The sequence below is a fragment of the Thiocapsa sp. genome (assembly GCF_018399035.1).
GTDB lineage: Bacteria > Pseudomonadota > Gammaproteobacteria > Chromatiales > Chromatiaceae > Thiocapsa.
Window position 1 is genome coordinate 3101715 of the sequence record NZ_CP073760.1, and the last position, 14568, is coordinate 3116282.

Annotated in this window: 13 protein-coding genes and 1 pseudogene; 2 read left to right on the forward strand and 12 right to left on the reverse strand. The window is 62.5% G+C overall.

From position 1 onward, the window contains the following. Positions 1-144: 144 nt before the first annotated feature. From KFB96_RS14090 to KFB96_RS14105, 4 genes are all read right to left on the reverse strand, one after another. Positions 145-726 (reverse strand): DUF3299 domain-containing protein, encoded by a 582-nt coding sequence (locus KFB96_RS14090; protein WP_213457843.1) that lies wholly within the window; start codon positions 724-726, stop codon positions 145-147. A 61-nt stretch (positions 727-787) separates the two neighbouring features. After that, positions 788-2047: an ABC transporter permease gene (locus KFB96_RS14095; RefSeq protein ID WP_213457842.1), complete on the reverse strand. Its 1260-nt coding sequence runs from the start codon at positions 2045-2047 to the stop codon at positions 788-790. 15 nt (positions 2048-2062) lie between these two features. Beyond that, entirely contained in the window at positions 2063-2365 is a 303-nt protein-coding gene (locus tag KFB96_RS14100; protein WP_213457841.1) for a 4a-hydroxytetrahydrobiopterin dehydratase, read from the reverse strand. 217 nt (positions 2366-2582) lie between these two features. Then, positions 2583-2870 carry an encapsulin-associated ferritin-like protein gene (locus KFB96_RS14105; protein ID WP_213457840.1) on the reverse strand — a complete coding sequence of 96 codons (288 nt, stop codon included), beginning with the start codon at positions 2868-2870 and terminating at the stop codon, positions 2583-2585. A 288-nt stretch (positions 2871-3158) separates the two neighbouring features. Between KFB96_RS14105 and KFB96_RS14110 the strand changes: the two genes are divergently transcribed. Beyond that, positions 3159-4082 (forward strand): alpha/beta hydrolase, encoded by a 924-nt coding sequence (locus KFB96_RS14110; protein ID WP_213457839.1) that lies wholly within the window; start codon positions 3159-3161, stop codon positions 4080-4082. Here the strand turns inward: KFB96_RS14110 and KFB96_RS14115 are convergent. Further along, positions 4063-4887: a S9 family peptidase gene (locus tag KFB96_RS14115; RefSeq protein ID WP_213457838.1), complete on the reverse strand. Its 825-nt coding sequence runs from the start codon at positions 4885-4887 to the stop codon at positions 4063-4065. The two genes, KFB96_RS14110 and KFB96_RS14115, sit on opposite strands and share 20 nt — an antisense overlap. Before the next feature lie 237 nt (positions 4888-5124). Continuing rightward, positions 5125-5715, reverse strand: coding sequence for a hypothetical protein (locus tag KFB96_RS14120; protein ID WP_213457837.1), 591 nt, complete (start codon positions 5713-5715; stop codon positions 5125-5127). A gap of 887 nt (positions 5716-6602) precedes the next feature. Here KFB96_RS14120 and KFB96_RS14125 point away from each other — a divergent pair. Beyond that, the gene (locus KFB96_RS14125; RefSeq protein WP_213457836.1) at positions 6603-8399 is read left to right on the forward strand and encodes a serine protease; all 1797 of its coding nucleotides are present in this window, start codon (positions 6603-6605) and stop codon (positions 8397-8399) included. A 35-nt stretch (positions 8400-8434) separates the two neighbouring features. Here KFB96_RS14125 and phoU read toward each other — a convergent pair whose 3' ends face one another. From phoU to KFB96_RS14155, 6 genes and pseudogenes are all read right to left on the reverse strand, one after another. Next, a complete protein-coding gene (phoU, locus tag KFB96_RS14130) occupies positions 8435-9202 on the reverse strand; it encodes a phosphate signaling complex protein PhoU (protein WP_213457835.1) in 768 nt (255 codons plus the stop codon). Continuing rightward, complete coding sequence (gene pstB, locus KFB96_RS14135; protein WP_213457834.1) at positions 9202-10065, reverse strand: phosphate ABC transporter ATP-binding protein PstB; 864 nt, start codon at positions 10063-10065, stop codon at positions 9202-9204. Before pstB ends, phoU begins: the two co-directional genes overlap by 1 nt. Positions 10066-10214: 149 nt before the next feature. Then, positions 10215-11520 (reverse strand): annotated as a pseudogene (pstA, locus tag KFB96_RS14140) (phosphate ABC transporter permease PstA). Then, on the reverse strand, positions 11513-12904 hold the full coding sequence (gene pstC / locus KFB96_RS14145) for a phosphate ABC transporter permease subunit PstC (RefSeq protein ID WP_213457832.1): 1392 nt from the start codon (positions 12902-12904) through the stop codon (positions 11513-11515). Before pstC ends, pstA begins: the two are co-directional and overlap by 8 nt. Positions 12905-12999: 95 nt before the next feature. Beyond that, a complete protein-coding gene (locus tag KFB96_RS14150) occupies positions 13000-14043 on the reverse strand; it encodes a PstS family phosphate ABC transporter substrate-binding protein (protein ID WP_213457831.1) in 1044 nt (347 codons plus the stop codon). A 101-nt stretch (positions 14044-14144) separates the two neighbouring features. Continuing rightward, on the reverse strand, positions 14145-14543 hold the full coding sequence (locus KFB96_RS14155; protein WP_213457830.1) for a hypothetical protein: 399 nt from the start codon (positions 14541-14543) through the stop codon (positions 14145-14147). Positions 14544-14568: the final 25 nt, after the last annotated feature.

Below are 14568 nucleotides of genomic sequence, written 5' to 3' on the forward strand. Positions count from 1 at the left end.
CCCGCCCTTTCGAGAACACCAACAACGTTGGAGTCGACGCGGTTTAGAACAATTGAAAGACTTAAACTGCGCCTGCTGAAAGGTTCATTGATTCATGAGAGACCGAGCCATGACGAACACGGCGCATGTCATAACGGGCGCAGTTTAAAGAGGCTCCACCTCGCCGTCGTAGGGCTCGATCTCGGTCACGTCGATCCGATAGCCGGCTTCGGCAAGGTCGCTGCTGGTGGAGATCACGCGAAGCGTCCCCGTGACCCAAACGGTATCGAACAGCTCGCCGACATACTCGCGGCCCTCGGGCGCAACGACATGAATCGTCTGATTCGCGGGCGGTGGCGGAACATGGATGCAGGCGCCGTAATAGGGTACCAAGAGAAACTCGGACATCTTGCGCGCATCCAGCTCCAAGGGTACGACGAAGCCGGGAAGCCTTACCCGCAGCCCGTCCAGCTCTTCCACGACCGGAGCATCGGCCCAGAGGGCCATGAGCTTGTCCATCAGCTCCAAGGCTCGCGGATCTTCGTCGTCCATCTCATCGAGCGCATCGAGGTCGAAGTCTTCGAGCAGGGTCTCGGGCTGCCACTCGACCGGGATCAAGCGATCCCAATCGATTTCCTCGGCCGGTATCGCGCTGGAAGTCGCGGATGCGGGCCCGGCCGATTCTTCACCGCAACCCATGAGCGATAGGGCGAGGATGACCGGGAACAGACTCGCAAATAGCTTCATCGTCTTGATTATCAAGGATTAACCCCTTACGCCGCAAGCCTTGAACACATGGCTCGATCACTCACACCCGAATCGACAGCCCGTCCGCCAAAGACAGCCGATACGCGCGATACGCGGGGATCAGGCCGACCAGGAATCCGGCGGCGAGGACCAGCGCCAGCAACATCATCTCATGAGCCGAGAGGGTTCCGACAGCGACGAAGATCCCCATCGCCGACAAGATCAGCGGCTGGGCCACCAGCAGCGCCCCGTAAAGAAGCCCCAGGCCGACGAGGATGCCGAGCAGGGTCAATGCGAGAGCCTCGCCCAGGATCAGCGCGAAGACGTGGCCCGGACGGGCGCCGACCGAGCGCAGGATCGCCATCTCGCGCCTGCGCTCGCCGAGACTCGTCAGCAGCGCAGTCAAGAGACCGAAGAGACCCACGACGACCACGAATCCCGAGACCAGCAGCAAGGCCCGCTCGCCGACCGCGATCAGACCCCACAGCTCGGCGAGTGCTACGCCGGGCAGGATGGCCATCAGGGGTTCCTGTCGGTAGTCGTTGACGAAGCGCTGCACCTGGAAGGTCGAGATCCGCGAGGTGAGACCCACCAAGGCCGCGGTGATGGCTTTGGGTGCAAGGTCCATGGCACGCGCGGCATCGGCGTCGACGACCCGGCCCGGCAAGGGCGCTCCGCCCTCCCAGCCGACATGGATCGCCTCGATACCTTCCAGGCTCACATGCACCGTGCGATCGACCGGGGTACCGGTCGGCGCGAGGATCCCTGCAACGCGGAATGGATGGTCGTCGTGACGCGCAAAGGCGACATCCGAGGCGCCGTGCGCAATCACGATGGAATCGCCCAAGCCGTAACCCAGCGCCTTCGCCACATCGGCCCCGAGCACCGCGTCGTAGAGGTCGGAAAAAGGCACACCCTCGGCCAGGACGAGCGCGCGACCGCGACCGTATCGGTAATGATCGAAATAGGCCGAGACGGTGCCGAGGACGGGGTATCCGCGGTGCGAGTCACCCAGAGAGATCGGGATAGACCAGGCGACGCGCGGGTGGGCCGCGATGTCCAGGTAGGACTCCCAGGAGATGTTGTTGGTGGCATGGCCGATCCGGAAGACCGCGTAGAGCAGCAGCTGAACCGGTCCGGTCCGCGCCCCGACGATCAGGTCGGTGCCCGAGATGGTGTTGGCGAAGCTCGCACGCGTCTCGGTACGTAGACGCTCCACGCCGACCAGCAGCGCGACGCTCAGGCCGATCGAGATGACGGTGAGCATTGCCGTACCGCGGCGATTGAGGAGGCTCTTCCAGGCGAGGCTCAGGATGGGCACGGGGCCGCGGGGCGCCTAACCGCTCAAGCCTTCGATCCGACTCGCCAGCGTGAAATCCAGCTCCGTGATCCCGCCCGCGTCGTGGGTCGAGAGATCGACCACGACACTGTTGTAGACGTTGCTCCACTCGGGGTGATGATCCATCGACTCGGCCACCAGCGCGACCCGACTCATGAAGCCGAATGCCTCGACGAAGTCCTTGAATTCAAAACTCTTATGGAGCTTTCCGTCGAGCAAGCTCCAAGGAGCCGGAGCGGACGCGTTGAGCTCCGAGAGCGCCCTCGCGATCGATTCGGCATCGAGCTTGGCGCGGCTCATATTGAACCGCTCCGGGCACGATATGGACAGTTCGAGTAAGTGTGGCGCTTCACATGGCTCCCCAAAGGTTTGAGCAGGCGCGGCTCAAGACGCCAAGCGCTTTCACTGTAGAAAAACGTTCGCTGTTTTCACCTGAACCGCGTCGATGCCAAGAGTCGTGATGGCGTCGATCAGACGGCTCACGCAGCCCGGGCATGAACCCACGGACGCGGTTCAGTTAGTGATGGGCAATCTGTTTCTCGGTAAAGAGATAGTCCTTCAGCTCCTTGTCGAAGGCCGGATCCTTACGGCGAATCCATTCGAGCACCATCGCCGCATGCTCCTTTTCCTCGTCGCGATTATGCGCCAGGATCGCCTTCAGGTCCTCGTCCTTGCAGACGTCGACCCGCTGGTTGTACCAGTCGACCGCCTCGAGCTCCTCCATCAGCGAGATGATGGCCCGGTGCATATCCCGGGTCTCGTCGGACAGTTCTTCGGTCGGCTCGTGGTAGCCCTCGTTCGCCATGCGACGTCTCCAGTTGTTAGGCTCCAATGAAGTCTTAGCTCGCTAAACGCGATACGCCTGATTGTCGGCCGCCACTCTCCAAAAGACAACCCTCCGCCGGCGGCCGCGTGACGCTTTCGTGCCCCGTAAGAAACATCCGGAGTCTTCGCGAAACATTTCGAGTTATCTCGGCGGCCGCATCCTACAGCTCGAAATGGACCCGCCATGACCCGATCTTGTCCGCGAGCGTAGTCGGCGGCATCGGCGACGCCCGAGTTTTCCTAAGTTACGAACTATGGAGTCACGTGTATGAAATCGTTTCAGAAACTGTTGCTGGTGATAATTCTAGCGCCTTGGGCCAGTGTCCTTCCAGCCGGAGAGGCACAGTGGGCGACCTGGGATTTCGATGACGAAGCGATCGCCTATCGCGTCGACGGCGCCGGTCCGCCCGTGGTCCAAATCCACGGGATCGGCGCAGGGGCGTCCTCCGCCCAGACGCGCTATCAGATCGACGCGCTCGTCCAAACAGGATATCGCGTCTATTCGATCGACCTGACCGGCTGGGGACGATCGATCGGCCCGCAGCGCCGCTTCACCGGGGCCAACTATGTCGACATGCTCGGCGCCTTTCTGACCGAGGTCGTCGTCGAGCCCGCGGCACTCGTGGCACATTCTCTGGGCGGGACCTACGCGATCGCCGTGGCGGCCGACTACCCCGAGCAAGTCACGGCACTGGTGCTGAATGCACCCGTCGGCGCGGAGAGCTTCACGACCGAGCCGGGCTCGGCCAACGAAGCTCTCTGGGAGCGTGTCGTCTCCGGAAAAGCAGGACAAACCGCCTATGCAGCCTTAGGCTCCAGGCTATCCATCCGATCCTTCTGCCGCAGCTCTCTGTATGTTGATCCGTCGTTTTGCGATACCGAGACGATCAACGACTACCTGCAATACACACGAAACCCGGATTCGATCTATGCCGCCGCCTCTTTCTTGACAAGCAATCTCGGGCTCGACGTACGCGATGATTTCGCCGACATCCAATCTCCCGTCCTCCTGATCTGGGGCGTCGAGAATGCCTTCACTCCGCCAAGGGAAGGCGAGGCCTTTCTCGCGTTGAATGCCTCGGCAAATCTGATTCAGATCTCGCCCGGGGGGGCGCTCGTGAACGACGAGGCTCAGGTACGTTTCGACGAGCTCATGATCGGCCATCTTCGCCTCAATCATCCCGTGGACTGAGACCGAAGCTGTTGCGGAGGAAGGTTTCGGTTTGCTCGCGATAGGTGGCGCGGGCGGGCTCGGAGCCACCCCCGCAGGCGAGCTCGCAAACCACGTCAGTCGGCGATTCCGGGTCGCAATGGGTCGCTGCGCTGATCAGGACCGATTCGATCGAAAAGTCGAGAGCGGATTCCAGTAGCGCGACCGAGCCATTCGCGTTGCAGCCGCTCGGTTCCGAACGCAGACTCATCAGCGGCAGCGGCCTTAGGCGTGCGGCCGCGCAAAGTGTGCGCGGATAGGGCACCGCATCGAGCATGACGAGAGCGGCCGGGAAGATGCCGGAGCTCTGAAGCGCGACGGCTGCCTCGAAACTGATGGCGCCTCCTGCGCTGTGTCCGGCTAACGCGATGCGGCCTGGGTCCAGTATCCCATGCAAAGCATCGGTGGGATCCTCGGCCCGAGCAATAAGCCAGCGTACATGATCGGCCGTGTTCTCGACCTCGCGGCGTCCCACGATGGGGCGCTCATCCGACGCGACGAGATTGGGCAGCATGATGATGATCCCCGCGGAGGCATAGGCGATCGCCGAGTCGAGATGACGCCCGTAATCGCGCGCGAAGCCGTGCGTAAGGACGAGTGCGGGTAAGGGCAAACTCAGCGGTTGCGCGTCCTCGCTCGGGATGAGGAGCAGATAGTCGATGCGATCGCCCGATTGAGTCAGGCGAGTTCCCCGCGTGATATCAACAGGGCCTGGCTCATTCGCGAGGACCTCGGGGCCGACTAGGGATAGCCCCAGGATAAACAGGAAGTAACCGGATTGGCTCATGGACATTTTCCTCTGAGGATATCCGGGAAAACCGCCGGGGGTTGAGCTGACCGCGGCCCATGGGATGCGCGGGATCCCGCTTGAACGCTGTAGGGCATCCTTCGGAGCTTCGATGCTGTCCGCCCGTTCTGCCGGAACGGCAGAAACCCGGCCCCCGGCGAGACGTCCGGGGGCCGCGATGATTGACGTTGACGCGAACCCGGTCTCGGCTCGATACCGAAAACCGCCTGCGATTAATCAGTCGCCGGGGTTGATCGTCACCGAGCCGCTGCGGCCACCCGGACCGGTCATGGTGCGCGTCGCCGTGCCTGCGTCCCGATCGACGCTTGTCGTGCTCTGGATCGTCCGCTGATCGCCACGCGGGCCGGTCACCGTGGTGGACCGACCGCCACCCTCGTTGCGGCTTGTGTCTGTCGAGACGGATTTGCCGTTCTGGGTGCTATAGGTGGTTCCGACCGACTTGTTTTCCCGGTCGACGGATGTCGTAGCATCGACTGAACGCCCACTTTGGCCCGTGATGGTTCGATTTAGTGTCCCTTCCTCCCGATCAACGGTGCCGGTCGAGGTCCGCGTCCGTCCGCCGGGGCCGGTTACCGTACTATTCACCTCGCCGGTCTGGCGGTCGAATTCGGTTTGGCTCGAGCGCGAGAAGGTTCTGCCGCCCTCAGTGGTGACGGATTGATTACGATTGACGCTGTTGCCTGAGCGCTCCGACTGGCCCGAGTAGGTTCCGGATGCGCCTCGATCCGTCGACCAGGTTCCACTGCGCTCCCGGTCGGCCTGGACGCCGGTGCTCAAGGCGACCATTGCGATGGCGCCGACGATCACGCGGGTAACTTTGCTCGATGTCTTCATGGGACTCTCCGAACCGCAACAAGAAGGAAGGTGTTTCATCATGTGTCTTTGATTGCTCATGTGTGTATCCTTCAGACGTTCTGGCCTGGGTGGATGGAAAGAGAAATCTGCTTAACGTCCATGACTGTCGTGCCGATCTGACGCATCGCCTCCAGGTGCCAGATTAGGCGGAAGTTTGCGCAAGTTCCGTACGCTGGCGAACAGTGCGATTTCCCTAATGGTCGTCCTTCGGCTTTATCGATCCTGGGCACAATCCTAGCGAAGGCGAGCTGAACGAGAGATGAACGAACGCGTCACCCGCGTCAGCGGGGTCGATGAAGCCAGCCTTGAACTGTAACCGCGAGAACACCGACCCGAAGGTATCGTCGCCGGGCCTCACTGCAGAACACTGCAACGACGGCGGGAACCAAGGAGGCTGGGCGAGCCCAAACTTCACCATCGCAGCTGCCCCGTCGTCACCTTATCGTTTCGCAGCGAAAATGCCTGAGGTCAACAGTTGAAATCATAGCCTGTCACGAGTTCCGTTGCTCACGGGCAGAGGGCGAGTCTTCCGGCACCAAGTGCTCGCTCGCCGTCCGATCTTTAGGGTGCGGACGAAGCGACTCCGTGCGCACGTGTTTTTTGGAAAGCACGGTGTGCGCGGTATAAACTGGAGCCTGCGTGGCGGCAGTATTCCCCGGATTCAGGATGGATCTGTACGCACCAGCAAGACGGTTCAGCTCTGCGCAGGCTATCCACGCAGCACGAGAAGCAGCAGAAGTACCGAATGATGGGGGAGCCGACCCGCCGAGGGCCTAAAGGGACCGACTGCGCGCCCCGAGTCGTCCTTCATCCCAACACACCGAGAGGTCCTGAATCACATGAGCATTTCTCGTTTCAACCGACTGGTTGGTTTCCTGGCCTTGGGCTTACTCGTCGGCGCTTCGCTCGCGGCGGCCGACGTCGCGGTCGATCCGGAATTCAAGTCGGGGGGCCAGGATCTCGATACTTGGCGACAGGACCAAGCGGTTCGCTTCAAGGCACTGCTTGCATCCATCGGCGACCTGCCGCACACGCCCGGCGTGCTTTTGGAACTGACGGCAGAGGACCGCCGGCAGATCGCCAGGTCCAATGCCGATGGCGGCCCCGGCAAACCATATCAGGTAGGGGTCGTGCGACCCGTCGCCCTCGAGGTTGGATTCGACGCCCTGCACGCGGCGTCTCTGACCGACGACGTCAAACCTTTCTCGGGCGGATTTGTCAGACGCACGGAAACAGGCGGCCTGGTTTGGGCAATGCGTCTCGATACCGGCGATTCCGGCGGCGCGCGCATGCATCTCAAGAATCTGCGTCTTCCGGCGGGGGCCAGCCTCACGCTCTACAACGCAAACGGCGATGTGCGTGGACCCTACCATGGCGTGGCCGAGTCGCTCTGGACGCACTCGATCGACGGCGACGCGATCTTTCTGCAGATTGAAGCGCCACGAGTCCGGGATGCCGGCATCCGGTCGATCCGGTTTCGCATCGAGGAGGCTCTGCTGATCGATTCCCAGGCGCTGGCATTTTGCCCGATCAACGCAAGCTGCGTCGAAGACGGTTCCTGCTACGACACAAGCGATTGGGCCATGATCGAGGTCGCGCGCAAGGCAATCGCCAACATGCTCTTCATCCAAGGTGGAAGCGGCTATATCTGCACGGGCGGGCTCTTAAACGATACGGACACATCGACCCAGATCCCCTATTTTCTGACCGCGAACCATTGTATTTCCACTCAGACTGTTGCCTCGACCGTCGAGACCCGTTTCAATTACCAAACCGCCACCTGCGGCGGCGCCTGCGTGTGGCCCAACACCCCGACGACGCTTGGCGCAACCCTCCTGCACACCTCGGCGACAGACGATCACACACTGCTTCGGTTGACTCAGGATCCCCTCGCGGGCGCTGCCTTCCTAGGCTGGTCGACCAGCCCCGTTGCGAATACCTCGGAGTCGGCGCTCTATCGACTGAGTCATCCGAAGGGATCGCCTCAGGCGTACTCGACCCATGTTGTCAGCACAACCGCGGGCACCTGCCGCGGACTCCCGCGCGGTGCCTTCATCTACAGCCGCGATCAAGTCGGGGCAATCGAGGGTGGAAGTAGCGGTTCGCCCGTGATGAATCAGGAGGCACAGGTCGTCGGTCAACTCTTCGGGAAATGTGGAACGAACCTGGGCGATGTCTGTGATGCCGCCAGCAATGCAACGGTCGATGGGGCCTTCGCCAACTACTTTTCCCAAGTCGCAGAATGGCTCGACCCAGGCAGCGATCCCGAGCCCTGCCCCTCCGAATTGCTCGTCGCAGATCAATCGGATACCGCGAACTGGCTGAGCCTTCTACGTGGCGTGCGTGATCAGGTCCTTCCTACACTGTCGGACGGCGCCTGGATTCGCGAACGCTATTATCGCCATGCCGCCGAGGTAACGCGGATCCTCATGGGCGATCGGCGGCTGCGCGCTCGTGCATTGGCTCTGCTTCAAGACCTACGCCCGGCCCTGGAGACTGCGGTCGCCGGAGGCGATCTAGTCATGAATCGGCGCGAGCAGGGCGTCATGATCGGATTCGCGACAGCTTTGCAAGACTCGGCGAGCCCAGATCTGGCCGACGATCTCGAGCGATTCGTGGCCATAGCTCGGCGCTGAGGGCGGACCCACATCGGAGCGGGCGAGCAAATCGATCAAGCGGAGAATTTGGGGTCGCGGCGCAGGGTCTCGATCAGGATCTCGCGATTGCGGTAGCGGATGTCCTTGCCGACGGCCACGTAGATGACCTGCTCGGCGATGTTGGAGGCGTGGTTGCCGATGCGCTCGAGTGCATGGGCACTGGTCAAGAGACAGACGATCTGGCGCGGCGTAAATCCGGCGAGGTCCTCCTGGCCGAGTAAGTCGCGCGCTTCGTCGGAGGCGTCGAAGAGTCGCGGCTCGTCTTCGAAGACGCCGAGCGCGAGCTCCACGTCGAAGCCGGCGACGGCCTGGATGCTGCGCTCGAACATGCAACAGGCATGATCGTCGAGCTTACGGAGCAGATCCTTGAGCACATCCGAGGGGATGCCGCCTTGGCCGATGCCGATTTCGCGCAGGACCAGCGCTTGACGGGCAATGCGCACCGCCTTGTCCCCGGCCCGCTCGACGTCGCCGGCGATCCGGGAGAGCGCGAGCACGATGCGCAGATCCACGGCGGTTGGCTGACGGCGGGCGATGACCCGGAAGATCTCCTCGTCCGCGTCCAGCGAGAGGTAGTCGATCTGGGGCTCGCGATCGAGTACACGGTAGGCTTGGGTCTCCTCGCCGTCCACAACCGATGCGACGGAGGCTTGAGTCTGCTCGATCACCCGCTGACCCATGTCGAGAATGATCCCGCGCAACTTCGCGAGATCTTGGTCGTAACGGCGTACCGTGTGACCGCCCGCGATGTCGCCTGCACGCGCGGCCTTGTCCCCGACCATCAGCCGAACCGACCGGTAATATAGTCCTCGGTCAACCTGTGCTTGGGGTTGGTGAAGACCTGATTGGTCTCGCCGACCTCGATCAGGTCCCCGAGATGGAAATAAGCGGTGCGTTGCGAGACGCGCGCGGCCTGCTGCATCGAGTGGGTGACGATGGCGATGCTGTAGTTGGCCCGCAACTCGTCGATCAGCTCCTCGATGATGGCGGTCGCGATCGGATCCAGCGCCGAGCAAGGCTCATCCATCAGGATCACCTCAGGGGAGACCGCGATGGTCCTGGCGATGCAGAGACGTTGCTGCTGGCCTCCCGACAAACCCGTGCCGGGCTGGTCGAGTCGGTCTTTGACCTCGTTCCAGAGGCCGGCCTTTTGCAGGCTCTCCTCGATCACCTCGTCGAGCTCCGCCTTGGAGTTGGTGAGGCCGTGGATCCGAGGCCCGTAAGCGACGTTCTCGTAGATCGACTTGGGGAAGGGGTTGGGCTTCTGGAACACCATCCCGACCTGCGCGCGCAGCGGCACCGGGTCAAGCCCCTTGTCGTAGATGTCCTGGCCATCGAGTTGGATGGACCCGGTGACGCGACAGCCGTCGATGGTGTCGTTCATCCGGTTCAGGCAACGCAGAAAGGTCGATTTCCCGCAGCCCGACGGGCCGATCATGGAGACGACCTCGTTCTTGCCGATATCCAGGCTGACGCCCTTGATCGCCTGCGTGCTCCCGTAGAACACATCGACATCGCGACAAACCATTCTCGGATTGGCGCACGTGACATCACCGACCGTCTCACGCGACTCGCGATCGCCGGCCAACTCCGCCGAGCTCATCGCGCCGGTGCGTCGACTCATTTCATCAACCGTAGTGCTCATGACTGACCTCAAGTGTATACCCAACGCTCATGGACGTCGGCACCTAAACCGCGTCCAGAGCGACATGCGTCGTTTTCATGTTGCGTTTGGCTTCGGAGATGTCCTCGATCCCGGTGAGACGCGGTTTAGTCGTATTTTGCGAGACGCACTCACCAGCGCCGCTCGAACCGGCGCCGCAGCAGGACAGCGCCCAGATTCATCAGGATCAGGAAGGCCAGCAGCACCATGATGGCCGCGGAGGTCCGCTCGACGAAGGCGCGTTCCGGACTGTCCGCCCAGAGGAAGATCTGAACCGGCAGCACCGTGGACGGCGAGGTGAAGCCACTCGGAATGTCCACGATGAAGGCAATCATGCCGATCATCAGCAGCGGCGCCGTCTCGCCCAATGCTTGGGCCATCCCGATGATGGTCCCGGTCAACATGCCGGGCATCGCCAGGGGCAACACATGGTGCATCTGCGTCTGCAACGGCGAGGCACCGACCCCCAAGGCTGCCTCCCGGATCGACGGGGGAACCGATTTGAGGGCCGCCCGACTGGCGATGATGATGGTCGGTAGAGTCATCAGCGACAGCACGAGCGCCGCGACCAAGGGTGTCGAGCGTGGCACGCCGAAGATGGCGATGAAGACGGCGAGCCCGAGCAGCCCGAAGACGATCGAGGGCACAGCCGCCAGGTTGTTGATGTTGACCTCGATCAGATCGGTCCAGCGATTCTTGGGCGCGAACTCCTCGAGATACAGGGCTGCGCCGACACCGATCGGGAAGGAGATGAGGAGGGTCAACACCAGGGTGTAGAAGGAACCCATCAACGCCCCCGCGATGCCGGCCAGCTCGGGCTCGCGCGACGTGCCACTCGTAAAGAAGATGGTATTGAAGCGCTTCTCGATACGTCCCTGCGACTCGAGCTGCTCGACCCAGCCGACCGCCTGATCCTTGACGCGGCGCTCGCTCTCGGGAAGGTTCCGGTCGATATGCCCCTTCATCAGCATGTCGATGTCGTCATCGGCAAGCAGCCAGACCTCTCGGGTGGTTCCGATCAGATCCGGATTGGCCAGGACCATGTCACGCAGATGCGAGGGCGCCCCCACGCTGATCATGGATGCAAGCGCTCGGGTCGCGCGCCGTTCGGTCACATTCGGAAACTCGTTGCGCAACGCATCCCGAATCACGGCCTGATAATTGGCTCGCGCCAAGGTCTCGGGATCGCGCCCCCGTGGGGTCGAGCGTCTCCGCCTCGAAGGTCACCGGGAGCTGGATGTAGGTCTGGACAAAGGCCGTGTGACCTTTCGCGATGATGTCGGCGAACAGCAAGCCGACGAAGGTCAGCCCCAGAATCACCGCGACGAGACCGACCAGACGGAATCGCCGCTCGCGGGCATACCGCCGCTTCAGGCTCGCATTCACGATGTCGATGGTGCGTTTGGGCGGCGCACCGGCCGCGTGGCGTTTACTCATACTGTTCTCGATACTTACGCACGATGTGCAGCGCGATCACGTTGAGTGCCAAGGTCACCACGAAGAGGGTCAGACCCAGGGCAAAGGCCGCCATGGTCTTGGCGCTGTCGAACTCCTGGTCGCCGGTGAGCAGGGTCACGATCTGAACGGTCACCGTGGTGACGCTGTCGAGCGGATTCGCGGTTAGATTGGCGGCGAGCCCCGCCGCCATCACCACGATCATGGTCTCGCCGATGGCGCGGGAGACGGCCAAAAGGACGCCGCCGACGATGCCGGGCAAGGCCGCCGGGATGACCACCCGGCGAATCGTCTCCGACTGGGTCGCGCCGAGCGCGTAGGAGCCGTCCCGCATCGCCTGAGGGACCGCATTGATCACGTCCTCGGACAAGGACGAGACAAAGGGGATAATCATGACCCCCATGACCAGACCGGCAGCCAGCGCACTCTCGGAGGCGACGTTCAGCCCCATGGACATACCGAGCTCACGGATAAAGGGTGCAACGGTCAAGGCGGCGAAGAAACCGTAAACCACGGTCGGCACCCCGGCCAAGACCTCGAGCGTCGGCTTGGCCCAAGAGCGAACGCGACGCGGCGCGTATTCCGAGAGATAGATTGCCGACATCAGGCCGATCGGGACCGCCACCAGCATGGCGATGGTCGACACCATCAGGGTTCCGGTGAAGAGGGGCACCGCCCCGAAGGCCCCCGTGGCACCGACTTGGTCGGCCCTCAGGGCCGTCTGCGGGCTCCAGAGGGTACCGAAGAAGAAGTCGAGCGGAGAGATCTCCTGGAAGAACCGAAAGGACTCGAACAAGACCGAGAGCACGATCCCCAGGGTCGTCAAGATGGCGATCGAGGAGAAGACCACCAGGATGACCAAGAAGATGGACTCGACGCGGTTGCGTGCGCGCATCTGCGGCTTGGTCTTGGCCCAGGCGAACGCCATCCCGCCCACGGCAAGCGCCAACACGCCGAGCCACATCGCCCAGACCGCAATCTGATTGAAGAGTACGAACCGATCTGCGGCGGCCTGCATCTCCGGGGTCGCGACACGCGAGACGATCGCGCCCGAGGCCAGGTTCTTGATGTCGTTCACCAAGAGCCCGACGGCTCCGGGCGATAGCCCCTCGAGCATCGACCCCGGCAGCTCGGCCTTGACCAAAGCGACCAGGATCTCGTCCTGGAAGACCGTCCAGAGCCCCATCAGCAGGATCGCCGGGATTCCGGCCCAAAGTGCCGCATAGAGCCCGTAATAGGTCGGGAGTGAATGGAGCGTGCTGATCCGACCTGCGCCGCCGGCAGTGGAAATAGCACGCTTGCGCCCGACGTAATAGGCCAGGGACATCAGGCCGAGCACGATGATCAAAAGGGTCGATGAGTGCATAAGCAGGACTGCGCAAGGTCGGAAAACAGGTCAGCGGCCCGGAGGGCCGCTGACCGGTCGGGTATGTCGGACCCGAGCAACGGGTCCTCCCGGTCCTACTTGGCCGGAGCGGCCATCGGCTTGAGCGCCTGGGCCTGCTTGGCCACGCTGGCGCGCATGTCGTCAGGCAGCGCAATCAGACCCTTGTCGGCCAGATAGCCGTCGGGACCCCACGCCTTGTCGTTGGTGAATTCGGCCACGTATTCCTGGATGCCCGGAATGGTGCCGACATGGGCGTTTTTGACGTAGAAGTAGATCGAGCGCGAGACCGGATAGGAGCCATCGCCGATGGTCTCGAAGGTCGGATCCACACCGCTGATCTTGGCGCCTTGCAGCGTGTCGGTGTTCTGATCAAGGAAACTGAAGCCGAAGATCCCGACCGCATTCGGGTTGGCGATCAGCTTCTGGACGATCAGGTTGTCGTTCTCCCCGGCCTCGATGAAGGCGCCGTCTTCACGGATGCCGTGACAGACTGCCTTGTGCATATCCTTGTCCGAATCCTTGAGCGCCTTCACCGAATCGAAGCTGTCGCAGCCGCCTTCCATCGCCAACTCCACGAAGGCATCGCGGGTGCCGGAGGTGGGCGGCGGACCCAGGACCTCGATCGCGACGTCGGGCAGATCCTTATTGATGTCGGTCCACTTCTTGTAGGGGTTCGCGACCAGCTCGCCAGCCTCGTTCGGGACGTCTTTGGCCAGGGCCAGCCAGATCTCGCCGAGGGTCAGATCGAGGGCGGCACCGGTCTTCGCGTTCGCGATCGCGATGCCGTCGTAGCCGATCTTCACCTCGGTGATCTCGGTCACACCGTTGGCCTGACACTGATCCCACTCGGACTTCTTGATCGCACGCGAGGCGTTACTGATGTCGGACTGGTTGACACCGACGCCCGAGCAGAAGAGCTTGAAGCCGCCGCCCGTGCCCAAGGACTCGACCTTGGGCGTGGCAAAGGACGACTCGCGCCCGAAGGTCTCGGCAACCGCGGTGGAGAAGGGGAAGACGGTAGAGGAGCCGGCAATCCAGATGGAATCGCGGGCCATGGCCTGAGTCGACAGCGAGGCCGCTGCGAGCGTGACCGCTGCGGCGATGATCGTTTTGTTCATGATGAGACCTCCGAAAGGGCGTTGATAAGCGAGCCCAAATTGTGACCTTGCATCATGCCGATTGTATGAAGTTTATGTGACAATACGATGACGGCGCGCGATCAATTCTTCTTCGGTTCGTCCAGCGATCGGACCAAACGCATGGCGGCGTTGAAGAAATCGTCGTTCGGATGACGCTGGCAGTTGGCCCGAATACGGATCATGGCGGCGTCGAGCTCGGCGCCTTGCAGCACATCGCGCCCGGTGGCGAGATTCAACCCGGTGACGAGGCCCGACAACCACTCCCGGTAGCGGCGATAGCCCTCCCCGGCGATCGCCTGCGCGGTCGGGTCGACCGGTGCGATGGCCAGAAAATCGGAGCATGGCTTCACGCCTGCGCCCCAGAGCACGGGCGCCCCCGCGGCGAAGGCGCTCCCGAGCGGCCCGACGGTCAGTGCAGCGCCGACGAGTAGCGAAAACATCGGTCCGCGAAGCGACCGCCGGCTCGTGAGATCAGTCATGTCATGAATCCTTCATTGGATGGGC

Excerpts from the sequence above, each read along its gene's own strand:
- KFB96_RS14090 (WP_213457843.1), bottom strand. The coding sequence starts at position 726 with ATGAAGCTATTTGCGAGTCTGTTCCCGGTCATCCTCGCCCTATCGCTC.
- KFB96_RS14100 (WP_213457841.1), bottom strand. The coding sequence starts at position 2,365 with ATGAGCCGCGCCAAGCTCGATGCCGAATCGATCGCGAGGGCGCTCTCG.
- KFB96_RS14105 (WP_213457840.1), bottom strand. The coding sequence starts at position 2,870 with ATGGCGAACGAGGGCTACCACGAGCCGACCGAAGAACTGTCCGACGAG.
- KFB96_RS14110 (WP_213457839.1), top strand. The coding sequence starts at position 3,159 with ATGAAATCGTTTCAGAAACTGTTGCTGGTGATAATTCTAGCGCCTTGG.
- KFB96_RS14115 (WP_213457838.1), bottom strand. The coding sequence starts at position 4,887 with ATGAGCCAATCCGGTTACTTCCTGTTTATCCTGGGGCTATCCCTAGTC.
- KFB96_RS14125 (WP_213457836.1), top strand. The coding sequence starts at position 6,603 with ATGAGCATTTCTCGTTTCAACCGACTGGTTGGTTTCCTGGCCTTGGGC.
- phoU (WP_213457835.1), bottom strand. The coding sequence starts at position 9,202 with ATGGTCGGGGACAAGGCCGCGCGTGCAGGCGACATCGCGGGCGGTCAC.
- pstB (WP_213457834.1), bottom strand. The coding sequence starts at position 10,065 with ATGAGCACTACGGTTGATGAAATGAGTCGACGCACCGGCGCGATGAGC.
- pstC (WP_213457832.1), bottom strand. The coding sequence starts at position 12,904 with ATGCACTCATCGACCCTTTTGATCATCGTGCTCGGCCTGATGTCCCTG.
- KFB96_RS14150 (WP_213457831.1), bottom strand. The coding sequence starts at position 14,043 with ATGAACAAAACGATCATCGCCGCAGCGGTCACGCTCGCAGCGGCCTCG.
- KFB96_RS14155 (WP_213457830.1), bottom strand. The coding sequence starts at position 14,543 with ATGACTGATCTCACGAGCCGGCGGTCGCTTCGCGGACCGATGTTTTCG.